Source organism: Pseudogemmobacter faecipullorum, from assembly GCF_020539525.1.
Lineage (GTDB): Bacteria > Pseudomonadota > Alphaproteobacteria > Rhodobacterales > Rhodobacteraceae > Pseudogemmobacter > Pseudogemmobacter faecipullorum.
Genome location: NZ_JACDXX010000010.1, coordinates 20,324 through 42,738, shown reverse-complemented (window position 1 = coordinate 42,738; position 22,415 = coordinate 20,324). Strand labels below are relative to the sequence as shown.

The following is a 22,415-nucleotide window of genomic DNA, read 5'->3' as shown; positions in this document are numbered from 1 at the left end:
CGCTGATGCACTCAGGCAATTCCTTCCCGACCGGATCAGATTGAAGCTGTCCACCCTCGGTCCAAGAAAAGACAGGCGAATGACTTCTACCCTTGCGTCCTCTCCCGCTCCGGTCCGGATCTGGCGGCCCCGGCTCTCGCATCTTCAGCTGAATCTCTGTGCCAGCGCCTATATGCTGCTGGTGCTGAGCACGGGGTTCTGGGAGAGGCTGCTTGGTCATTTCCCGCTGCTCGACAGCCGGACGATTGTTTTTGGCTTCGGCGTGCTGGCGGCGAGCGTCTTCATTCAGGAACTGCTCGGCCCGGGCCGGCTGCAAAAGCCGGTGCTGGCCCTGCTGATTCTGGCCTCAGCCGGCGCCAGCTATTACGAGCGCGCTTTTGGCGTGCTGATGGACAAGGATATGGTCCGCAACATTGTGGAAACCAATTACACCGAGGCCAGCCATATGGTGACGCCCCGGATGGTGGCCGCAATTCTGCTGACCGGGGTGATCCCGGCGCTGCTGGTGTTCTGGCCAGAGGTGCGGCGGGTGGGGCTGGTGCATCAGCTCTGGCGCTGGCCGCTTGCCGTCATCGCATCGCTTGGCCTGACCATAGGTGCGATGTTTATGTATTTTAAGGATTATTCAGCGATGATGCGCGAGGCCGGAGATCCCGTCGCAGCGCATCAGCCGATCGCAACGGTGAAAGCGGTGTTTCGCTACGGGCTTGAACAGATGCGCGGTGCCAGTGTCGAGGTCGCGCCCTATGGCCGTGACGCCAGGAAGGGAAGCTCTCTCTCCGCCGCTGAAAAACCTGTTCTGATGGTGTTTTTCCTTGGCGAGACGGCGCGGGCGCAGAGCTTTGGCCTGAATGGCTATGCCCGCAATACCACCCCGGAACTTGCCCGCCGCGATGTGATCGCTTTCACCGGGACCACCTCCTGTGGCACCTCAACCGCGCGTTCGGTGCCCTGCATGTTCTCGGGTCTGGGGAAGGATAATTTCACGCGCGAGGCGGGGCTGGCCCGGGAAAATCTGGTGGATGTGCTGGGCCATGCCGGGGTGAAGGTGGAGTGGTACGAGAATAATTCCGGCGATCAGAATGTTGCTGTGCGCAATGGCTGGGCCATGGTCGACAAGACGCTTGATCCGGTCGCCTGCGCCACCGAATGCACCGATGAGATTTTCCTGCCGATCATCCGCAATGCCGCCGAGACGATCACCGAGGACACGGTTCTGGTGCTGCATATGATCGGCAATCACGGACCGGCCTATTACATGCGTTATCCGCAGGAGCGCGCGGTGTTCCAGCCCGATTGCCGCAGCGCACAATTTGCCGATTGCACCGATGAGCAGATCGTGAATGCCTATGATAATGCGATCCATGAGACGGATTATGTGCTGGCAAAAAGCATCGACATTCTTGCCGCGTCAGATCGGGTGACCCCGGCGCTGGTCTATCTTTCGGACCATGGCGAGTCGCTGGGGGAAAGCGGGGTCTATCTCCATGCCTCGCCGGTGTTTATGGCGCCGGCAGAGCAGACCCGCGTGCCCTTTGTAATGTGGCTTGATCCCAGGTTTGAAACGCTGATGGGGCTGGATGAGGCCTGTCTGCGCAGCCGGACCGGCGCTCCGACCAGCCAAGACAATCTGTTCTCGAGCATGCTGGGGCTGATGGATATCACCACCACGGTGCGCAACCCGGATCTGGATCTGACCGCAGGCTGCCGCGACCGGCTGCCATAACGGGCTGGCTATGCCCTGCAACTGTGTCACGGCCCGGCTGGGGCCGTGACGCCTGGCGCAGACAGACCGCCGCCAGAGACTAGAGATTCACCTGGGTGCCGATTTCGACCACACGGCCTGCGGGGATGCGGAAGTAATCGGTCGGGCCGGCCGCATTTCGCGAGCACCAGAGGAAGAGCCGGGCCTGCCAGCGCGGGATCGTGCCGGTTGCGGCCAGGCGCAGGCGGCGGCGCGACAGAATGAATGAGGTGGTCATCATGCTGAAGCCGCGCTCGACCCTGAAATGCTGGATCAGCGCCTTCGGCACGTCAGGTGTTTCCATATAGCCGAAAAACAGGGTGATCCGGGTCACGCGGGCAGTCACTTTCTCAAGCTCCAGGCGCGCAGAGGGGGCGACGACGGGCTGGTTTGCGGTGCGGACCTGGACGAAAATCAGCTGATCATGCAGCGCGCGGAAATGCTTCAGGCAATGCAGCAGCGCCTTTGGGGTGATGGTCTGGCTGGTGGTCAGATAGACCCCGGTGCCCTGGATCACCGCAACGGAAGGCGAGTCCATCTGCCGCAGCAGGACAGAGACCGGCACCATGGATTTTTCATCCTGCTCGGTCAGATGCCGCACCCCGCGCCGCCAGCTCAGCATCACCGAAACCAGAGCGATAGCGATCATCAGCGGCAGCCAGCCGCCATCGCGGATCTTGATGAGATTGGCGGCGAGGAAGATCAGATCCAGGATGAAAAAGCCCCCCAGCGCCAGAATTGCCAGCCGCCAGGGCCAGCCCCAGTGATGCCGGGCCACCACGAAGGCGAGAAGCGTGGTGACCAGCATCGAACCGGTGACGCTGATACCATAGGCGGCCGCGAGCCGTTCGGAGGAGCCGAAGCTCAGCACCAGAAGCGTGACCCCGAGCAGCAGCAAAGTGTTCACCACCGGCACAAAAATCTGCCCCTCCTGCTCGGTCGAGGTATGGCGGATGCGCAGGCGCGGCAGCAGCCGCAGCTGCACCGCCTGGCGGGCCAGCGAAAAGGCGCCGCTGATCACCGCCTGGCTGGCAATCACCGTGGCCGCAGCCGAAAGGAAGACCACCGGCAGCAGGTAATCCTCGGGGAATAATCTGAAGAAAGGGTTCACGCTGTCGGCAGGATTGGTAAGGACCACCGCCGCCTGGCCGAAATAATTCAGCAAAAGCGCGGGAAAGGCGATGAAGATCCAGGCTCTGACGATGGGCTTGCGGCCAAAATGCCCCATATCGGCATAGAGCGCCTCGGCGCCGGTCACAGCGAGGAAGGCCGCCCCCAGCACCATCAGGCCGGTCAGCCCGTTTGAGGCCAGAAACTGCAACGCATAGACCGGGCTCAGCCCGGCGAAAACCGCGGGGACGCGGGCCGCCTGGATCAGCCCGGCGAGGCCAATGGTCACGAACCAGACCAGCATCACCGGCCCGAACAGCCGCGCCACCGCGCTTGTGCCCCGGCTTTGCAGGATAAAGAGCGGCAAAAGCACCAGCAGGCCGATCGGCATCACCCAGTCTTTGAGCCCGGGCTCAAACACCACGAGGCCCTCAACCGCGGACAGAACCGAAATTGCCGGGGTGATCACCGCATCGCCAAAGAACATAGCGGCGCCGATCAGGCCGATGGGGATCAGCCAGGGGGCGGGCCGGGGCAGGGCACGGTTGCACAGCGCCAGCAGGGACAGCGTGCCGCCCTCGCCCTCATTATCAGCACGCAGGAGCAGCAGCACATATTTGACCGCCACCACCAGAATCAGCGCCCATAGGATCAGCGAGAGCACGCCAAGGATCTGGCCGGCCTCAGCCGCCTGGCCCGCCGGTGTCGCCGCCCTGAGGGCCTCGCGATAGGCATAGAGCGGTGAGGTTCCGATATCGCCGAATACCACCCCCAGTGCCGCGAGCGACAGCATGGGCAGGCCTGAGGGGCCCGCCTGCCTGGCCGTGCCCGCCAATTCAGTCGTCATAGGTATCTCCGCTGCAGTCCCGGCCTATTCTCGGGGCGGCGGCGTAAAGATGCGACAGGGATTGCCAGAACGGTTATAAAGATCGCGTAAAGATGCGCCTGCGCAGCTTTGAACCCGGGCGGAGGGATGTCGTGGCAGCAGATGCAATATTGCGCCCCGCTGAGGGGCAGGGGCGGGGCAGCGGAGGCATGCGCTTCTCTGATGCGCTGATCGTGCTGGCTCTGCTGGGGCTGACCTCGGCCTTCAGCCTGATCTTCGCCCGCAATCTGGGGGAAACCCGGCTGACCATGGTCTATCTGGCGCCGGTGCTGATCGCGGCGGCCTGGCTGGGGGTCTGGCCTGGTTTCATTGCGGCCATCGGCGCGGTGGGGCTGCTGAACTTCCTCTATGCCGTGCCGCATTTCAGCCTTGTCGTGGCACAGGCCGAGGATTTTCTGACGCTGCTGATGTTCTTTCTGGTCGCGGCGACCACCGGCATCCTTGCCGGAAAGCTGCGCGAGCAGCGGGATGCGGCCCGGGCCCATGCCCGGGCGCTGCAGCTGCTCTCTGCCGCCTCCGGCCAGCTGCACAACGCCGAGACACGCGAAGCGGTTCTGGCGATCACCCGCGATGCTCTGGCGGCGCTGACCGGGCGCGCGGTCGTGGTCATGGAGCGCAAAGACGAGAGCGAACTGGCGCTGATCCTGCAAAGCGAGGCGGCGCCACCGCCGCAGCATGCAGATCTTTATGCCGCTGAGCTGGCCCTGGCGCGCGGTCAGCCCGAACCGGCGGCCGCCCCGGGCTGGAACGGCGCCGCCTATACATTTCTGCCCGTCCGCATGGGTGATGCCGGGACGGATACCGGATCGTCCGATATCGTGCTGGGCATTCTGCGGCAGCTGCCGGGCTGGCGCGTCCAGCCCGATCAGGAGGCTGCCGTCGAAGTGCTGTGTCAGCATTCTGCGCTGGCGCTGCAGCGGCTGCATCTGGGTGACCGGGTTGCTGCGGAACGTGAAAGGGCCTCGATGGAGACATTGCGCGCGGCACTCCTCAGCTCGCTGTCGCATGATCTGCGCTCTCCTCTGGCCGGCATTCTGGGCAGTGTCACCACCATCAATGAGCTGGGCGCGGATCTTTCTGCCGGGGCCCGGCGCGAACTGCTGATCGGCATTGAGGCCGAGACCCGCCGTCTTGCCGCCTATGTCACAAATCTGCTGCAGCTGACCCGGCTGCAATCGGGCAGCCCGCCGGAATTCCAGCTGGTCTCGCTGAGCGCTGTGGCCGGGGCCGCGGAAGAGCGTCTGCGCCAGATCTGGCCCGAGGCGCAGATCCGGCACCGGCCGGGCAAAGCGGCTCTGATCCGTGCTGATGCGGTGCTGCTGGAACAGGCGATCTATAATCTGCTCGACAATGCCATCCGCCATGGCGGCGGTGAGATCAGCCTGAGCTGCGACCAGAATGGGGACCGGGTGCGGCTGACGATTGCCGATCAGGGGTCGGGGCCGGGGCTGCCGGGCGGGGCAGGCAGGCCCGGCGGTCCCGGGGCAGTGGCCTCGGGCACCGGCCTTGGCCTGCCGGTCAGCCGGGCGATTGCGACCGCGCTTGGCGGCGAGCTGCGCAGTGAGGAGACCCCGGGGGGGCGCGCGGTGACGCTGGTCTTTTCAGTTGCCGGTGCCGCGGCTACAGCGGCAGAAAGCGGCGCCTCTGCCGCCGCACCAGCCGCACCGGACCCGCTATGAGCGCCTCACAGCCCAAAATCCTGATCGTGGATGACGAGCCGCAGATCCTGCGGTTTCTGACCTATGCGCTGCAGGCTTCGGGCTATGCGACGGTTCAGACCAGCCATGGCCAGGAGGCGCTCAGGGTGCTGCAGAGCGAGGCATTCGATGCGGTCATCCTCGATATTGGCCTGCCGGATATGGATGGCAAAGCGGTGATTGAGACCCTGCGCCGGGAGCTGAGCCTGCCGGTCATCGTGCTGTCGGCGCATGATCAGGAAATGCAGCGCATTATGGCGCTCGATCTGGGGGCAGATGATTTCATCGCCAAACCTTTCGGGATCGGTGAATTGCTGGCCCGGCTCCGGGCCTGCCTGCGGCGGTCAAAATCCCTGCGGCCTGAGAGTATGGCGGGGCTTGAGGGCTTTGGTCTGGACGGCGAAAGCCGCGAAGCTGAAATTGACGGCCGGCGGGTCAGGCTGACCCGGCGGGAGTTTGACCTGATCCGTCTGCTCGCCGAGGCTCCTGGCAGCATTGTCAGGCATCGCAGTCTGCTGGAGCGGGTCTGGGGCCCGGCCCATGTTGAGGATCTTGCCTATCTGCGGGTGTTCATCGGCCAGCTGCGCCGCAAGCTGGCGCTTGGGCCGCAGAGCGCGGTGCAGATCCAGACCGAGCCTGGCATCGGCTATCGCCTGATGCCGAAGCGCAATATTGACAGCGGTGATCAGCCATAGCGTGCGCCATTCCGGGGCCGCAGGCCCGGGGGGCGGCTGAAAAGGCCCGGGCGCCTCAGTCAGCTTTTGTCAGCGCGGCAATGCCGTCGAGCAGCTGCGCCCGCGAGATCTCGCCCATATGCGCGGCGCGCAGTTTGCCGCTGGCATCGATGAACAGGGTGGCTGGCAGCCCCATGGCGCCGAAATGCTGCATCAGCTGCGATCCGGGATCGAGCACCGGGGCGATGAGCAGGCCCGATTGCGACAGGTAGCGCCGGACCACTGCGGCGTTTTCGCCCTGGTTGACGAAATGCAGAGCGGCGCCGGTCTGCAATCCGGCCACCTCGGCCATCATCGGCATTTCGCGCCGGCAGGGCGGGCACCAGCTCGCCCATAGATTGATCACCAGGGGGCGGCCCTGCCAGGCTTCGATCTCCACCGGCTCGCCACTCAGCGAGAACAGCAGCGCCTGCTGCGGCAGGCTCACATCCCCGCCGCGCGCCAGCTGGAAGACCAGATTCCCCGCCGCACAGGCGATCAGCGCGCTGCCGGCCAGCGGCAGCAGCAGCCCGGGCCGGCGCCACAGATGCCAGGCGCTTACCAGCACAAAACCGGCAATGCCCCAGAACGGGCTGAACCCCCCCTGCCAGAAGGCAAAGATGGTCAGCGGCTCGGCCAGAAACACCGCTCCATGCTGGAGCACGAAGCCAAGCCTGGCGCTGAGCGCCGCCCCGATGGCGGCGCCGCTGGCCCAGAGGCTGATGGCAGGCCCGGTTTTGCGGGCAATCAGCCCGGTGACCAGCAAGAGAACGAAAAGCCCGGCGATGACCGGCGCGCGCTCGGCCGAAAGCACAAAGGGCCCGAATGCAAAGCCCCCCATTACCGCGCCGCCCCGATCATTGCCACCGAATTGCGGATGTCTTCGGCTGCGATGGCTCCGATCAGCCGGCTGCCCGGGGTTTCGCGGTTCTCAGGGTCGAGAAAGATCATGGTCGGCGGGCCCGCAGCCCCGATCATCTGCATCAGCGCATTGGCCCCGGCCCCGGTCTGGCTGACATCGGCTTTGATCAGGCGCAGATCTCTGAGCGCGGTTGTGGCAACCGGGTCGGGCAGAATGCTGCGCTCAATCCCCTTGCAGGTGACGCACCAGTCGGCGGTCAGGTAAATCATCGCTTTGCCCTGGTTTCCGGCGAGGGCAGCGCTCAGCCCCTCAGCGGTTGTGACTGTGGTGAAAGCCAGCCCCGGCGCGGCTCCGGTTCCGGCTTCGGCCCCCGGTCTGCTGGCAGCAGCCAGCAAAGGCGCCAGCGGGCGCAGCGGATCAGAGCTGCCGAGGGCGGCGCCAAAGCCCAAGAGGCCTGCGGTGAAAAGCATCATCACCGCGCCGGTCTGGCGCAGCCTCTGACCCGGCCCGGCACCGGGGTCGGGCCGGTCGGGCGCACCAAGGAAAATGGCGCTGCCCGCAAGCAGCACCGCCCAGAGCGCAAGGATGCCCGGCCCGGGCATCAGCCGCTCAAAAAGCCAGATCGCCATGCCGAGAAACACGACGCCAAAGATCCGCCGCATCGCTTCCATCCAGGGCCCGGCTTTGGGCAGGATCCTGGCACCGAACGTACCGGCCAGAAACAGCGGCACGCCCTGGCCGAGGCCCAGCATGAACAAAGCGGCTGCGCCGAGCGCCAGATCGCCGGTCTGCGCGATATAGAGCAGCGCCCCGGCCAGAGGTGCGGTCACACAGGGTCCGACGATCAGCGCCGAGGTAAAGCCCAGCACGGCTGCCCCGCCAAGCGAGCCGCGCCCGCGCTGGCCCGAAGACAGACGGGCGGTAAGGCCGGAGGGCAGCTGCAGGCTGAACAGCCCAAAGCTGGACAAAGCCAGCGCAATGAACAGCACGATCACCGTGGCAATGGCCGCGGGGGATTGCAGAAGGATCTGCAGATTCTGCCCGGACCAGCCCGCCACCGCCCCCATGAGCGCAAAGGCGCTGGCCATGGCGAGCACATAGGCCCCCGACAGCGCCGCGCCGCGCGCGGGCGTCAGCGCCTCGCCCTGGCGGGCCAGCATTCCGGCAAGGATCGGCACCATCGGAAAAACGCAGGGCGTCAGCGCCAGCATGAGGCCGAAGCCGAAAAAGCCGAGCAGCACCAGCGCGACGCCGCCGCGCCCGGCGAGAGCGGCCAGAAGCCCCTGATCCCCGGCCAGCTGCAGCCCCGGTTGCGGTCGCGGCTGCGGCTCCGGCTGCAGGTCGGTCCGGGGGGTGGCCCCGCCGGGGCCGGGGAGCTGGGCCGCGCCCGGGCTCGCCTCCGCCAGGACCGGCAGTGTCAGGCTGCTGGTGACCGGGGCGTAGCAGATGCCATCTTCCTGGCAGCCCTGCCAGATCACGCGGATCTCGCCGCCTGCCCGGGGCAATATTGCGCTCGCGGCGTTGTAATAGACCTCGACCGGACCGAAAGTCGGATCATCTTTCTGCTGGCCGGGGAAGGTTTCAACTGTCAGCGCCTGACCTGCGGCGGTCTCGGCGCGGATATAATCGCGGTAGAGATAATAGCCGGGCTCGATCTGCCAGCCGAGGCTGATGCGCCCCCCGGCGCTATCGAGCACTTCAATCCGGAACGCCGCTTCGGGATCGAGCGGCTGGCCAGTGCGGGCGGGAAAGCTGAAGTTCTGGGCCAGGGCCGGAGCCATGGACAGCAGCGAGAGCAGCAGCAGCATCACGAGATGCGGCAGCGGGCGGGTGCGGGAACGGGGTCTGTCGATCATAATCATTCCGTTCCCGGCTCCGGCTTAACCCCGCCTTAAGGCGATCGGCCCGCGCAGAACACAAAAGCGCGAGCTTTACAGCAGATCCTCACGCGCGGTTGCAACCAGCGAGGAGAGTGCCGCCAGATCCTGGCCCCCGAACAGGCCTTCATGGCCGGCGATGAAGGTCGGGGTTCCGGCCAGGCCCAGATGATCGCCAAGCTGCATCGAGTGATCAATATGGCCCAGCACGGCCTCGCTTTCCATATCGCGCTTCAGCCGGGCCTCGTCCAGATCCAGCCTGCGCACCACGGCCATCACCTCGGCCTCACCAACCTTGCTTTTGATTTTCATCAGCGCTTCGTGCAAAGGCCAGTATTTGCCCTGGTTCAGTGCTGCCAGCGAGGCCTGGGAAGCAAAGGCCGAGCCCTCGCCAAAGATCGGCCATTCGCGAAACACCACCCGCAGTTTTCTGTCTGCCGCGATCAGCTTTTTCATCACCGGCATGGTGGTGCGGCAATGCGGACAATTGTAGTCAAAGAACTCGGTCAGCGTGATATCGCCTTTCGCATTGCCCAGCACCGGGGCAAAGGCCTGGCGCTCAATCGCCTCGCGCAGCTCGGGCGGCATCGGATTATCGTGGCCAAAGCCCGCACGGCTGCCCAGCGTCATCAGCCCGGCCGAGGCCAGCCCAAGATGCAGAAGCTGCCGTTTGCTCATCATTGCCATATCGCTTTCCTTCACCCTGATCTGAGCGGCCGTTCATGGCGCCACGGCCGAAACCGGCGCATAATGGCTGCTGACAGGGTGCAATCAGACCCGCCTTAAGCCAGGCTTAAGACAGGGCTGCAATCTGAACGGAAATGAGCGGTGCCCGAAGGGATGTGATGCGGATCCTGATTGTCGAAGATGACGATATATTGCGCGATGGCCTCGCGGTCGGGCTGCGGCTTGCCGGGTTCTCGCCTGAGGCCGTGGCCTGCCTTGCCGATGCGCGCGCGGCCCTGGCCAGCGGGGTGTTTGAGGCGATGGTGCTGGATCTGATGCTGCCGGATGGTTCGGGCCGCACGCTTTTGCGCGAGCTGCGAGGCGCCGAGAACCGGATCCCGGTGCTGATCCTGACGGCGCGCGATCAGCTTGATGACCGGGTTTCCGGCCTGGATGCCGGGGCCGATGACTATCTTGGCAAACCCTTTGAGCTGGAGGAGCTTGCCGCCCGGCTGCGCGCCATTCTGCGTCGCGGCCAGGGGCGGGCCGAAGGCTGGCTGCGCTGGAACGGGCTGAGCCTCGATCCGGCACGGATGCGCGGCGAGATCTGCGGCGCTGAGGTCTCCTTCTCGCATCGTGAATTCACTTTGCTGCAGGCGCTGCTGGAGCGTCCGGGCGCAATCCTCTCCAAGGCCTGGCTCGAAGAGCGCCTCTATGGCTGGCAGGAAGAGGTCGAAAGCAACACGGTCGAGGTGCATATCCATAAATTACGCGCCAAGCTGGGGGCGGGGTTCATTGAGACCATCCGCGGCGCCGGATACCGGCTGGCGGCAGAAGCGGTGAAGAGCCCGGCATGACCTCGATCCGTGCCCGGCTTTTCGCTATCCTGCTGGCCGCGACCGGGATTGTCTGGCTCTCGGCTGTGCTCTGGATTCAATATTACACCCGCACCGAAGTGGCGCAGGTTCTGGACCGCCGCCTGCAGGAATCGGCGCAGATGGTGGCCTCGCTCATTGCCCGCAACGGCGGCATTGTGGCGCCGGACAGCGCCAGGCTGGTGGAACATGCCCCGGCTCTGCCCGATACCGGCCCGCATAGCTATGCCCGTCAGCTGATCTGTCAGGTCTGGGGCTTTGATGGTGAGCTGAAAAGCGGCTCGGAGGGGGCGCCGCTGCAACAGCTGGCGGAGGGCGGCTCGGGCTTCAGTGAAAGCGAGGTCAATGGCGAGACCTGGCGGGTCTATAGCCATGTCGATCCCGAGCTGGATATCCGGGTGATGGTGGGAGATTCGCTCACCATCCGCAATGCGCTGGTCAATGGCGTGGCCTTCGGGCTGTTTGCCCCGGCGATGCTGATCCTGCCGCTGCTGGCGGCGATCATCTGGCTTTCGCTGCAGCGCGGGCTGCAGCCGCTCGACCAGCTGGCGCGGGTGTTGCAGCGCCGGGCCGCCTCGGATCTGAGCCCGCTGCCGCAGCAAAAAACGCCGACTGAACTTAAACCGATGATCGCGGCGCTGAACGGGCTGTTCGCCCGGGTCGAGGCCACGCGTGAGCGCGAGCGCAGTTTTACCGCCTTTGCCGCCCATGAGCTGAAGACCCCGCTTGCCGGGCTGAAAACCCAGGCGCAGATCGCGCTCAGGGCCCCCGATGCGGCGACACGCGAGCGGGCCTTGCTGCAGATCACCGGCGGCGTGGACCGGACCGACCGTATGGTGCGCCAGCTCTTGGATATGACCGCCGCCGAAAGCGATGGCCAGGAGCGCAGCGGCCCTTGCCAGGAGGGCGCGCGGCTGATTGCCGATGTGGCCGAAAGCCTTGGCAGCCTCGCCCAGGCGCATGGGGTCACGATCAGCCTGCCCGAAGCGCCGGCGGCCTGGCGCACCGGCCGGGCGGCGCAGCTTGCGCCGGCGCTGCGCAATCTGCTCGAGAATGCGATCCTTGCCGCACCGGCAGGATCTGTGGTGGAAACCGCGCTGCTGCGTCAGGGCGATGCGGTGATCTTCCGCATTCAGGACCGTGGAGCGGGCATTGCCGCGCAGGACCGGCCCTTTGTGACCGAACGCTTCTGGCGCGGGGCGGCCAGCCCCTCGGGCCAGGGCAGCGGTCTTGGCCTTGCGATTGTCAGCGCCATCATGGAGCGGATGGGCGGGCGTCTGCAGCTTTCAGCCCGCGAGGGCGGTGGCGAGCAGGCCGAGCTGATCCTGCCTGCCAGCTGAGCCATAAAGCTGAGGGCATCACAGAAGCCTTGCCCGGGCGGGGCCTGGTCTAATAGCGCGCGGCTTTCGGCTTTCGGCTTTCGGCTTTCGGCTTTCGGCTTTTTGCCACCGGTCCGGCTGCCCGGGGGCAGGGGTGCCGCGCATCGGTGCTTCAGGGGCAGAGCGTCCGGCCTGAAGGGGACTGCCAGAGGCCCGCCACCTCCAGGACAGCGGGCCTTTCGTGCAGCTCTGAGCTTAAGCGCGGCCTAAGATGCTCAGATCAGCCGGACTTTCGTGCCGACCTGAACCACGGCGAACAGTTCGGACACATGCTCATTATAGAGCCCGACGCAGCCCGAGGAGGAGGGCCGCCCGATCTTGCGCGTGTCATGCGTGCCATGGATCAGATAGGCAGGCCATGAGAGATACATCGCATGGGTGCCCAGCGGATTGTCAGGCCCCGGTGCCAGATAGGCGGGCAGCGAAGGATCGCGCCGGCGCATATCGGCGGTCGGGGTCCAGTCCGGACCGACCCGCTTGCGCACGATCTCGGTATAGCCGCGCTTGGTCAGCTCTTCGCTCAGCGGCACCGAGGTGGGATAGAGCCGGTAGTCGCTGCCATCTCCTGACCAGTAATGCAGGGCGCGCGACTCGGTATCGGCGACGATCACCCCTTTGCCCAGGCTGTCGAAATGGTCCTGCCAGTTCTGCATCCGGAAGCCCGAGGCATTATGGCGCGGGTTTTGCACCGGCCCGGCCCGCAAAAGCGCGGGCGTCGCCAGGGTGATGAGACCCGCTCCGCCAAGCATCAGGGCACGGCGGCGCGTTGCGATAGTGCTCATGTCTTTCTCCGTTACAGGGAAGATCTTGCCTCCCTGCGCCGGTTTCACCTGGCTGGCTTAACCCGGGCTTAAACCGGGAGGCTCAGAGCACCAGGATTTTCGCACCGGTTTTCACACGTGCGTGAAGGTCAATGACATCCTGGTTGAGCATCCGGATACAACCCGCCGAGACGGCGCGGCCAATCGACTTCGGATCATTGGTGCCATGGACCCGGTAATAGGTGTCATGGCCGTCTTTCTGCATATACAGCGCCCGCGCCCCCATCGGATTTGCAATCCCGCCCGGCACGCCGTCTTTAAACTTGCCGTAATGACCGGGGTTGCGCTCAACCATGCTGGCGGTGGGGGTCCAGCGTGGCCAGATGCCTTTGCGGTCAATCACCGCATCGCCGCCGTCAAACCCCAGTGCGGCCGGGCCCACGCCGACGGCGTAGCGGATCGCTTTGCCCTCGGGCAGGACGAAATAGAGGAAACGCGCCTGCTGATCGACGATGATGCTGCCGGGAAGCTCATCGGTCTGATAGTCGACCGTCTGCCGGATATGTTCGGGGTTCATCGTTGCCGGATCGACCGCGGCAAGGGCAAAGCCGCCGTCAACCCGCGCCGCATACATGCTGGCCGGGGCCTCGCTGACCGGCGCATAGGCGCGCTGTTCCTCGGCCTCGCGCCGCGCCTGTTCGGGATCCGGCGGCACAACGGGCTGAGAAACCTCAACGCAGGCGGCCAGAAGCGCGAGCGTGATCGGGACAGCCGTAAGATTGAAAGCTCTGAGCACGCGATTCTCCGATGTTTTTGCCTTACCTGCACAGCTGGCCTTAAGCCGGGCTTAAGTCCAGATCTCCGGGGCAGGGCAAATTGACCCGCTTCCGGCCAGGACCGGAGCGCCAGGGGGGCTCCGGCCCGGTCAGGCCTGCACGCTCAGCGGCCCTGAGCCGCGGCTGCGAGGATACGGGCGGCGGCCTCCACACTCCAGCCGGTGGTCAGCCTGCTGCCGGTGCCGCTATCGGTCGCAAAGCTGTTGCCATAGGCGACCGAGACGCCTAGTTCTCCGAACATGATCTCGGGCGGTATGGCTCCCAGGGTTGCGGTGAGATCGGGTTTCTTCAGCGAAAAAAGCCAGGCCGCATCCGGGGCCAGACCGGCAGGCAGATCAGCAGCCGCGTTCATCATCGCCGCCGCGTCGCGCGTCAGAGGTGCTCCATAGACCACCAGCTGTGCGGTCAGGACACCGACATCCTTGTAATCCTCCCCGCTGAGCGCCTGGCCTCCGGCGGCTTTGGCGGCGGGCGGGCTATACCATGAGCAGATGAGCCGCGCGTCCTCACCATCGGTCTGCCAGCCGTGATCGGGGGCGGCGGTCATGTCGCTGACCGGGGCGCCGATGTCTCCGGCCATCAGGCTACAGTCATATCTGAGCGCTTCGGCAGCCTGCAGCCCGCCCGGGGAGGCAAGGAGCAGGGGCGCGGTCAGGGCGAGGGAAAGGCGGCATATAAAGGACATGTGAGGCACTTTCAGTTTGAGCCGGGGAAATCGGTGGGCAGGAATGCGCTGCCATCGAGATAGCTTTCCATTCTGGCGCAGATTGCGCCTTTCGTGCGGTAAACATCGAACCGGCTGGTGAGGCGCGTCGCGGGGTCATAATAGGCCGTGACGTTGCAGCGGCGCTGCCGCAGCTCATTGCCATAGCTCAGCCCGCCGGAGACCTGGGCCCCGCTCACGGTATAGGCGGCATGTGAATACTGAACCGAGACGGTTTCCTCGGTATCGAAATTCCAGCGATAGAAAGCCTGGCCCCTGTCATCGACCCCCTGCAGCGCGCCATATTTCGGCATGGTGGCGATCACCTTATCGACGGGCTTGCCGACAAAGCGGTCCGAATGCCCGGTGCCAGAGGCGCAGGCCGAAAGGCTTGCGGCTATGAACCCCGGAAGAATGAATTTGCGCAAAATTTGCATCGGCAGTACCCAATCCGTTCTGAAAAGCGATCCTTATAGATGTCAGACGCAGGACATGGCCCGATCCCTGGAAATTTTTGTCACGATTAAGCCTGGTGCTGGCAATATGCAGCCCCGATCACCGACCGGAGCCGGAAATCCGTGCTTATTTGCAGCGGTCCGGCTGACAGCGGCCCTGCAGTTTGAGGCCGTTAAAGCGGCGCGATCTGCTTATATTATGCCAGGCTCAGGCTATGAGGGCGCGGGGGCTCTCACCCCGGCAGGCGTCGCGCAGGGCGCGTTCACGGCGAGCCTGCAGGGGGCGCCGGGCAAGGGGGGTGGGCGTTAAGGCGCAGAGCCTGTTCTGAGCACGGTTTCCAGGCCCAGCCGGTCTCGTTCGGCCTCCAGCGCGGCAAATTCCGCAATCAGCCAGTCACAAAGCTTGCGCACCGCCGGGCGTTTTCCAGGCCCGGGACGGGTGATAAGGTTGTAAAAAGCGCCGGTCTTCAGCATCCGCCCGCCCGCAGGCACGAGGCCGCCGGTGAAGATTTCATGCGCCACCACATGCCACCAGCCAAGCGCCACGGCCTGGCCTTTGATCGCCGCCTGCAGCACCAGCGCATAATCTGAGAACACCATCTCATCGGCCTGTTGCAGCTGGTCTCCGCCCAGCCAGGGCAGGGCTATCTGCCAGGGGAGGCGCAGGGCACCGGTCAGAGTGGCAATGGAATGTCCCTCCATGCCAGCTGGTGCGTCGATCAGGCCGTGGCTGTGCAGATAGGCCGGGCTGCAGACCGGTATGATGATCTCTTCAGCCAGCAGCGTGATCCCGGCATCCTCACTGGCGGTCATATTGTAGCGCAGGCCGATATCAGCCGCCCCCAGCGGTCCGTTCGGCTCGCCATGGATCAGATCAAGCCGGACGGTCAGTTCCGGCAGGTCGCGACGCAGCTTGTCAAAGCGTGGCATCAGCCAGTGAATGGCAAAGGCCGATGTGACCGAGATGGTGAGCGTGTTTTCCGCCTGATGCAGCGCGGCAATCTCACCCAGCGCGGCTTCAATCGGATCAAAGCCCGAGCGGACGCCGCGCAGCAGGATCTTACCGCTTTCGGTCAGCTCCAGCCGGCCCGCGCTGCGCCGGAATAATGCGCAGCCAAGATGCTCCTCCAGCCGGGCGATCATGCGGCTGACGGCTGGCTGGGTCACGTTGAATTCCCGGGCGGCCTGGGTGAAACTCAGATGTCTCGCAGCCGCTTCGAACATAAAGATCGCGCCGGTCGAGGGCAGTTTGGATCGCAAGGTCATGGCATGAAGGTCAGTGGCTGATCCTGCAATCCGATATCAGAACTGAACGCGGCCACCAGCTTTCTGTGATGGCCGCGCCGGTTTCTCACTGCAGGATCAGTAACCCGCGACGAATTCGGACCATTTCGCCAGCAGAACGTCATAATGGCTGACCCAGTACTTGACGTTATGGCGGTAGCTTTGCGCGATACGCTCAGGCGTTGAAATCTGGAAAGCCGCGACCTCGGGCTCCAGCGCCGGTTTCGAATCGATATTCACCGGAGAATAAGAGGTCATCTCGGCAAAAATGGCCTGGGCCTCAGCGCCCAGATAGGCATTGATCAGCGCATTCGAAGCCGCCGGGTTTTTCGCGCCTTTCGGGACCGCGAGATAATCCTCGACCACCAGCCACTGATTCCAGGCCGGCTGATAGGGCGCGCCGTTTTTCACCGCGTTCATCGCCCGGCCGGTCCAGGCCATGATCATATCGGCCTCGCCGGATTCCATCATATTCTGCTGCTCGGCGCCGGTGGTCCAGAAAATGAAGGACTCGCTGTTGTCGCGGATCGGTTGCAGCGCTTTATCAATCACTGCCGTGACATCTTCGGTCAGCATGGTCGCCTGCTCACCGCCCTGCGCCAGCAGTGAGGCCTCGATCAGCGAGCCGCTGGGGCTGGAAGATCCCTGAATAGCGCGGGTGCCGGGGAATTTTTCGACATCGAAAAAGTCCTTCCACGAGGCCGGAGGATTATCACCGTATTTCTCGGTATTATACATCAGCACGATACCATAGAGCAGCGCCGGGACGCCGCATTCGGTATAATGGCCGCCGGGCAGTTTCGAGGTATCGATGATGCTCAGATCCAGCGGCTGCACCAGGGTGCCGCAATGGGCATAGGGGTCATATTCGCTGGTGTGAACCACATCCCAGTTCAGAGTGCCGGCCTCGACCTGGGCTTTCAGCTTGCTCATCTCATAGGCCGGATCGGAGAGCAGTTCGACCCCCGACTGCTCGGTGAAATGCCCGAGCGCGGCGATCTGACCCTCCTGCAGAATGCCGCCCCAGGAGGCGAAGGTCAGGCTGGTGCCCGCGAGGCTGTTTTCCGGCGTTTCTCCGACGACAGGCTCAGCCCGGGCGAGGCCCGAGAGCGACAGCGAAAGCGCGGTGCCGAGTATGGAGATTTTCATATATTTTTTCATAGTATCCTCCCGTTTTTAAGGCGTTATCTTTATCTGGTGAGCGCAGATCCTGCGGGCGCGTCAGGCGCTTAAAAATGCGCTCACCTCTGCAAGGCCCTCATAGATGGCCTCTTCGGCGCTGCGCGGCGTTGCACAATCGCCGATGGTGATAAATGGCAATCCGGCGGCGTGCAGCACCGGCTCCAGCTCCAGCAGTGGGCTGCGGCCCGTGGCAAGCACCAGGCTGTCGAGGCCTTCAAGGATGATCGGCTGGCCGCTGGCCCCATGCAGGAAATAGGCAGTGTCGGTATCCACGCCGAACAGCCGGGCATAGGGGATGACCTCAATCCCGAGCTGATGTAGCCTGCCGGCCCAGAGATCACGGACATATTGCTGCAGGTTCTGACCGGCGCAGATCCCGTCAACGGCGAGGCGGACGTGATGTCCGGCGCGGGCCAGCATGACCGCCGCGCCAATCCCCTGCCAGTCGCAGCGCCAGTCGGCGATCACCACCCGCTTGCCAGGCTTTGCCGCGCCCTTCAGCAGATCTGCAATATCAATCAGATCTCCGGCCTCTGCCCCCTCGATCTGCGGCCGGTAAGGCGTGGCACCGGTGGCCAGAACGACAGCTTCGGGGGCGATTTCGGCCAGCAGGGCCGCATCGACCCGGGTGTTCAGCCGGAGGGTCACGGCGTGACGCGCCAGTTCGGCCTGCAGATTGGTGATCAGCCCGCCAAATTCAGCGCGCTCGGGTAAAAGCTGCGCCAGCAGGGCCTGGCCGCCGGTTTGCGCCCTGGCTTCGGCAAGGGTGACTTTATGGCCGAGTTCGGCGGCTGTCAGCGCGGCTTTCATCCCTGCGGGACCGCCTCCGATCACCAGAACCTGTTTTGCCACCTTCGCCCTGACCGGCGGTGCCGCGAAAATGGTTTCGCGCCCGGTCACTGGGTTCTGGATGCAGGAAATCGGATTGCCGGCATGGTAATGGCCGATACAGGCCTGATTGCAGCCGATACAGGCCCGGATATCGTCGGTCCTGCCAAGCCGGGCCTTATTCGCAAGCTCCGGATCGGTGATCATGGCCCGGGTCATGGCGCAGAGATCGGCCTGGCCAGCTGCGAGCACTGCTTCGGCCAGCTGCGGCTGATTGATCCGCCCGGCCAGAAAGACCGGAACAGAGACCGCCGCCCGGATTGCCTGGGATTTTGAAGCCAGATAGGCGGCCTCAATCTCCATCGGTGGGACCACATGAACCGAGGCACCCAGCGCAGCCATGCTGCCATAGCTGGTATTCACATAATCAATCAGCCCCTCGCTGCTCAGGGCCGCGCAGATCCGGATGACCTCATCTTCCTCAAGCCCCGAGATCTCATCCTCGGCCGCCGAAATCCGCAGCCCAAGGATTTTATCCGGCCCGATGGCCTGGCGGGCGAGGATCAGCGCCTCGCGCAGCGGCCGCAGACGATTTTCGAACGAGCCACCATAGAGATCCTGGCGCAGATTGCTGTGCGGGTTGAGGAACTGGGCGAACAGCAGCCCATGGCTGGCCATGAGCTCGACCCCGTCATAGCCGGCCTCGGCATAGCGCCGCGCGCCCGCGCCTGCGGCTCGGATGATCTCGGCCACCATTTCAGAGGGCATTTCCCGGGGCAGGGTATGGAAGCGGTGATCGGGCACCGGAGAGGGGGCGTAGACCACGCCCCGCATCCCCTGGGCCATGCGCCGGGTCACCCGTCCGGAATGCGAGAGCTGGCCGATAATCTTGCTGCCATGGCGGTGCACGGCCTCGGCCAGCGCGGCATAAGGCGCGATCTGGTCATCTTCCAGGATAACCAGATCCGGGGCGGCGGAACTGCTCGAGGCATGAAAACGGGCCGATTCCGTGATGATCAGCCCGGCCCCGCCGCGCGCCCGCGCCTCATGATAGGCAATCATCTTCGGCCCGGGCAGGTTCTGTTCCGCCAGATAGGTCTGATGCCCGCTCGACAGGATGCGATTGCGGATGACATGTCCGCGAATGGTGAGGGGGCTGAAAAGCCTCTCAAAGGACTGAGAACCCATTTCTTCCTCCGGGCGGGGCGAAAATATCTTTGAGAGGAGGATAGGGGAGTGGGACCAGAGCGGGTATCTCACAAAAAGTGAGCCAGGCATAACCACAGGTAATGCACCGGGTCGATCCCGCGCCCATCTTCCGGGGGCAGAGCCGGGGCTGAGGCCGGGCAAGAGGGGCCAGAGGCGGACATGCCCGGCTTGTCCAGGATTGGGCGGAGATTTATGAGTGCTGCAGGCCGGTTCAATGACGGACGCGCCGGGAAGCTCTCGTGAAAGGACAAGGCCATGAGCAGCCTACGCGTTGATTATCTGAGCGGCGCGATGGCGCATCGTCTGAAATATGGCGGGGGCCGCCAGCAGACCATTGGCCGCGCCATCGGGATCCGGGGCAAAGAAGAGCTGCATGTCGTGGATGCGACTGCGGGCCTCGGCCGGGATGCTTTCATCATGGCCTCGCTCGGGGCGCGGGTCACCCTGATCGAGCGCTCGGAAGAGATGCAGCTGATGCTGGCCGAGGGTCTGGAGCAATGCCGCCAGGCGGGTGGGGAATATGCCGGGATCGCAGATCGGATGACGCTTCTCTGCGGTGATGCGAAAGATCTGCTGCCGCAGCTGGCGCCGGAAGTGATCTATGTCGATCCGATGCATCCGGCGCGCAAAGGCTCGGCCCTTGTGAAACTGCCATTGCGCCAGGTGCGGGAGATTGTCGGCAGCGATGACGATTCCCCCGAGCTGATGCGGGTGGCGCTGGCCAGCGCGCGCAAACGTGTGGTGCTGAAATGGCCGCTGAAGGGCGCGTATATCGAGGGCATCCGCAAGCCCTCGCACCAGATCCTTGGTAAATCAACGCGCTATGATGTCTTCATCAGCCCGCTGCCAGCCGAGGCCGGGCCGGGCTGAAACCTCAACTCTGCCGGGCATCGACGGCGGCCTGAGTCGTATCCTCGGCCGCTGCCTCGTCTTAGCCACCGGGCCGCTGCCCGCACCGGGGCAGGGATATCAGCCCGGGCGGGAGGTCTGGCGGGCCAGCTCCAGCAGCGCGTCAATCTGCAGATGCGCTTCAAGATGGGCGGCCAGATCATCGAGGGTCTGATCGACCTTTTTCGCATAGGAAAAGGTCAGCGGCTGCGCCCCGAGCCCCTGTAGCCAGGCGGCGCGGAAAGCATCGGCGGTAAAGAGGCCGTGCAGATAGCTGCCCTCGACCAGCCCGTCGGCCGAGACGGCGCCCTCGGGGCGATCTGCGATCATAGCAAAGGGCCGGGCGGTGTCGGCCCCTTCGCTGCGGCCCAGATGGATCTCATAGCCGCTGACCTCAAACCCGGTGCGGGCATGGCGGGCAGTCACCGGGGCGAGGGTCTTTTCGGCCGACATCACGGTCTGCAGCCGCAGGTAGCCCAGGCCCCGGGTCTCGCCGGGATCGCCCTCAAGGCCAAGCGGATCGGCAATAACCTCGCCCAGCATCTGATAGCCGCCGCAGATCCCGAGAATACGCCCGCCGCGGCGGTGATGTGCCTCGAGATCAATATCCCAGCCCTGCTGGCGCAGAAAGGCCAGATCAGCGCGGGTCGATTTGCTGCCCGGCAGAATGACCAGGGCGGCATCGCCGGGGATCGGCCTGCCGGGCCAGACCATCTCGAGCCGCACCGAAGGGTCCATTTTCAGCGGATCGAGATCGTCAAAATTGGCGATCCGTGAGAAAGCGAGGCAGGCAATTTTCACCGGCCCGGATCCGGAAGGCGTCAGATCCAGGGCATCTTCGGCAGGCAGCGCACCTGCGCCGGTAAACCAGGGCACCAGGCCAAAGCCGGGCCAGGCGGTGCGTTCGGCGATATAGCGGTAGCCATCCTCGAACAGGGCGGGATCACCGCGGAAGCGGTTGACGATAAAGCCCCGGATCAGCGCATTATCGGCCGGATCCATCACCGCCTGGCTGCCGACAATCTGGGCGATGACCCCACCGCGATCAATATCGCCCACCAGCACCACCGGCAGGCCTGCCGCCCGGGCAAAGCCCATATTGGCAATATCATTGGCGCGCAGATTGATTTCGGCCGGGCTGCCGGCGCCTTCAACCATCACCAGATCAGCCTTTGCCTCGAGACGGCGATAGCTCTCGAGGACCGCTTCCATCAGCCGGGGCTTCAGCGCCGCATAATCACGGGCCCGGGTGGAGGTCAGGCGTCTGCCCTGCACGATCACCTGGGCGCCGCGATCACTTTCGGGCTTCAGCAGCACCGGGTTCATATCCGAATGCGGCTCAAGCCCGGCAGCCCAGGCCTGCAGCGCCTGAGCCCGGCCGATCTCGCCGCCATCGGCAGTGACCGCGGCATTATTCGACATATTCTGCGGCTTGAATGGCGCGACGCTCAGCCCGCGCTGCCGGAAGACCCGGCACAGCCCGGCGACCAGCAGCGATTTGCCGACATTCGAGCCGGTGCCCTGGATCATCAGCCCCGGCATCAGAATTCAATCCCTGGCTGGGCTTTGATCCCGGCGCGGAACGGATGTTTCAGCGCCGTCATTTCGGTCACCAGATCGGCCGATTCGATCAGTTCGGGCTTCGCATTGCGTCCGGTGAGCAGCACATGGGTCATCGCTGGCTTTTCATCGCGCAAAAACGCCACCACTTCGGCAATATCGAGATAATCATAGCGCAGTGCGATATTGATTTCATCGAGCAGCACCAGCCGGTTATTGCTGTCACGGATCAATGATTTGGCCTTTTCCCAGGCGGCGGCAGCGGCGGCTTTATCGCGGGCAAGATCCTGGGTCTCCCAGGTAAAGCCTTCTCCCATCGTATAAAACTGGCACAGATCGGGGAAATGCCGGATCAGAAAATCCCGCTCGCCCGTGGCCATGGCGCCTTTGATGAACTGCACCACCGCGACCGGCATCTGATGCGAGATCGCCCGCATCACCATGCCAAAGCCCGATGAGGATTTGCCCTTACCCGGCCCGGTCAGCACCAGGATCAGACCTTTTTCGCCGGTCTTCTCGGCCATGATTTTATCGCGCGCGGCTTTGATCTTTGCCTTTTTGGCAGCGTGGCGGGCGGCTTCAGCTTCCATAGAAACGGGGTCAGCCATGGTGTGCTCCCTTGACAATGCGGGCAGGAACATGGCTCTGCTGAACCATCGTTGGTTCCTGCTTAGGGCAGGCGAAGAGGGAATGCGATAGCCGGAGTTCCGGTGAAGCGCAGCCGCCCCCGCGACCGTGACCGGAGAGGTCTTTCGAAAGCCACTGGGAGAAATCCCGGGAAGGGCGAAAGACCGCAGGGGGAAACCCCGGGATCCGCAAGCCGGGAGACCTGCCAGCGTGCGTTGCGATTATCGCAGCGCGGATCGATGCGGTCGGGAGGAGCCGCAGGTCAGCCATGCG

General features: G+C 64.3%; 19 protein-coding genes and 1 riboswitch. Of the genes, 6 read left to right on the top strand and 13 right to left on the bottom strand.

Annotated elements, in window-relative coordinates; translation table 11 throughout:
- The first annotated feature begins 79 nt into the window (after positions 1 to 79).
- Positions 80 to 1,726 (top strand): phosphoethanolamine transferase, encoded by a 1,647-nt coding sequence (locus H0485_RS11925; RefSeq protein WP_226935821.1) that lies wholly within the window; start codon positions 80 to 82, stop codon positions 1,724 to 1,726.
- Positions 1,727 to 1,805: 79 nt separating this feature from the next.
- On the opposite strand, the gene H0485_RS11920 is transcribed toward H0485_RS11925, so the two are convergent.
- Entirely contained in the window at positions 1,806 to 3,701 is a 1,896-nt protein-coding gene (locus tag H0485_RS11920) for a potassium transporter Kup (RefSeq protein WP_226935820.1), read from the bottom strand.
- A 188-nt stretch (positions 3,702 to 3,889) separates the two neighbouring features.
- Between H0485_RS11920 and H0485_RS11915 the strand changes: the two genes are divergently transcribed.
- Complete coding sequence (locus H0485_RS11915) at positions 3,890 to 5,419, top strand: DUF4118 domain-containing protein (protein WP_226935819.1); 1,530 nt, start codon at positions 3,890 to 3,892, stop codon at positions 5,417 to 5,419.
- Positions 5,416 to 6,132, top strand: a complete 717-nt coding sequence (locus H0485_RS11910) for a response regulator transcription factor (protein WP_226935818.1) — start codon at positions 5,416 to 5,418, stop codon at positions 6,130 to 6,132. The genes H0485_RS11915 and H0485_RS11910 overlap by 4 nt, the downstream gene beginning before the upstream one ends.
- Positions 6,133 to 6,187: 55 nt before the next feature.
- On the opposite strand, the gene H0485_RS11905 is transcribed toward H0485_RS11910, so the two are convergent.
- The 3 genes from H0485_RS11905 to H0485_RS11895 all read right to left on the bottom strand — a co-directional run bounded on the left by H0485_RS11905 (position 6,188) and on the right by H0485_RS11895 (position 9,576).
- Complete coding sequence (locus H0485_RS11905) at positions 6,188 to 6,991, bottom strand: TlpA disulfide reductase family protein (RefSeq protein WP_226935817.1); 804 nt, start codon at positions 6,989 to 6,991, stop codon at positions 6,188 to 6,190.
- A complete protein-coding gene (dsbD, locus tag H0485_RS11900; RefSeq protein ID WP_226935816.1) occupies positions 6,991 to 8,868 on the bottom strand; it encodes a protein-disulfide reductase DsbD in 1,878 nt (625 codons plus the stop codon). Before dsbD ends, H0485_RS11905 begins: the two co-directional genes overlap by 1 nt.
- A gap of 75 nt (positions 8,869 to 8,943) precedes the next feature.
- A complete protein-coding gene (locus H0485_RS11895) occupies positions 8,944 to 9,576 on the bottom strand; it encodes a DsbA family protein (RefSeq protein ID WP_226935815.1) in 633 nt (210 codons plus the stop codon).
- 158 nt (positions 9,577 to 9,734) lie between these two features.
- On the opposite strand from H0485_RS11895, the gene H0485_RS11890 reads away from it, so the two are divergent.
- Both H0485_RS11890 and H0485_RS11885 read left to right on the top strand, forming a co-directional pair.
- The gene (locus H0485_RS11890; protein WP_226936028.1) at positions 9,735 to 10,412 is read left to right on the top strand and encodes a response regulator; all 678 of its coding nucleotides are present in this window, start codon (positions 9,735 to 9,737) and stop codon (positions 10,410 to 10,412) included.
- The gene (locus H0485_RS11885; RefSeq protein ID WP_226935814.1) at positions 10,409 to 11,770 is read left to right on the top strand and encodes an ATP-binding protein; all 1,362 of its coding nucleotides are present in this window, start codon (positions 10,409 to 10,411) and stop codon (positions 11,768 to 11,770) included. Before H0485_RS11890 ends, H0485_RS11885 begins: the two co-directional genes overlap by 4 nt.
- A gap of 254 nt (positions 11,771 to 12,024) precedes the next feature.
- On the opposite strand, the gene H0485_RS11880 is transcribed toward H0485_RS11885, so the two are convergent.
- From H0485_RS11880 to H0485_RS11850, 7 genes are all read right to left on the bottom strand, one after another.
- A complete protein-coding gene (locus H0485_RS11880; RefSeq protein WP_226935813.1) occupies positions 12,025 to 12,591 on the bottom strand; it encodes a L,D-transpeptidase in 567 nt (188 codons plus the stop codon).
- Between the two features lie 82 nt (positions 12,592 to 12,673).
- Entirely contained in the window at positions 12,674 to 13,366 is a 693-nt protein-coding gene (locus H0485_RS11875) for a L,D-transpeptidase (RefSeq protein ID WP_226935812.1), read from the bottom strand.
- A gap of 143 nt (positions 13,367 to 13,509) precedes the next feature.
- Positions 13,510 to 14,091 carry a hypothetical protein gene (locus H0485_RS11870; protein ID WP_226935811.1) on the bottom strand — a complete coding sequence of 194 codons (582 nt, stop codon included), beginning with the start codon at positions 14,089 to 14,091 and terminating at the stop codon, positions 13,510 to 13,512.
- A gap of 11 nt (positions 14,092 to 14,102) precedes the next feature.
- Complete coding sequence (locus tag H0485_RS11865; protein WP_226935810.1) at positions 14,103 to 14,546, bottom strand: hypothetical protein; 444 nt, start codon at positions 14,544 to 14,546, stop codon at positions 14,103 to 14,105.
- A gap of 324 nt (positions 14,547 to 14,870) precedes the next feature.
- The gene (locus H0485_RS11860) at positions 14,871 to 15,830 is read right to left on the bottom strand and encodes a LysR family transcriptional regulator (RefSeq protein ID WP_226935809.1); all 960 of its coding nucleotides are present in this window, start codon (positions 15,828 to 15,830) and stop codon (positions 14,871 to 14,873) included.
- Positions 15,831 to 15,926: 96 nt separating this feature from the next.
- Positions 15,927 to 17,009: an extracellular solute-binding protein gene (locus tag H0485_RS11855; RefSeq protein WP_226935808.1), complete on the bottom strand. Its 1,083-nt coding sequence runs from the start codon at positions 17,007 to 17,009 to the stop codon at positions 15,927 to 15,929.
- A gap of 60 nt (positions 17,010 to 17,069) precedes the next feature.
- Positions 17,070 to 19,046: an oxidoreductase gene (locus tag H0485_RS11850; protein ID WP_226935807.1), complete on the bottom strand. Its 1,977-nt coding sequence runs from the start codon at positions 19,044 to 19,046 to the stop codon at positions 17,070 to 17,072.
- Positions 19,047 to 19,322: 276 nt separating this feature from the next.
- Between H0485_RS11850 and H0485_RS11845 the strand changes: the two genes are divergently transcribed.
- Positions 19,323 to 19,937 (top strand): class I SAM-dependent methyltransferase, encoded by a 615-nt coding sequence (locus H0485_RS11845; protein ID WP_226935806.1) that lies wholly within the window; start codon positions 19,323 to 19,325, stop codon positions 19,935 to 19,937.
- Positions 19,938 to 20,036: 99 nt separating this feature from the next.
- On the opposite strand, the gene H0485_RS11840 is transcribed toward H0485_RS11845, so the two are convergent.
- Positions 20,037 to 21,497: a cobyric acid synthase gene (locus H0485_RS11840; RefSeq protein ID WP_226935805.1), complete on the bottom strand. Its 1,461-nt coding sequence runs from the start codon at positions 21,495 to 21,497 to the stop codon at positions 20,037 to 20,039.
- Positions 21,497 to 22,123: a cob(I)yrinic acid a,c-diamide adenosyltransferase gene (gene cobO, locus H0485_RS11835; protein ID WP_226935804.1), complete on the bottom strand. Its 627-nt coding sequence runs from the start codon at positions 22,121 to 22,123 to the stop codon at positions 21,497 to 21,499. Before cobO ends, H0485_RS11840 begins: the two co-directional genes overlap by 1 nt.
- Before the next feature lie 35 nt (positions 22,124 to 22,158).
- Positions 22,159 to 22,366, top strand: a riboswitch (cobalamin riboswitch).
- Positions 22,367 to 22,415: the final 49 nt, after the last annotated feature.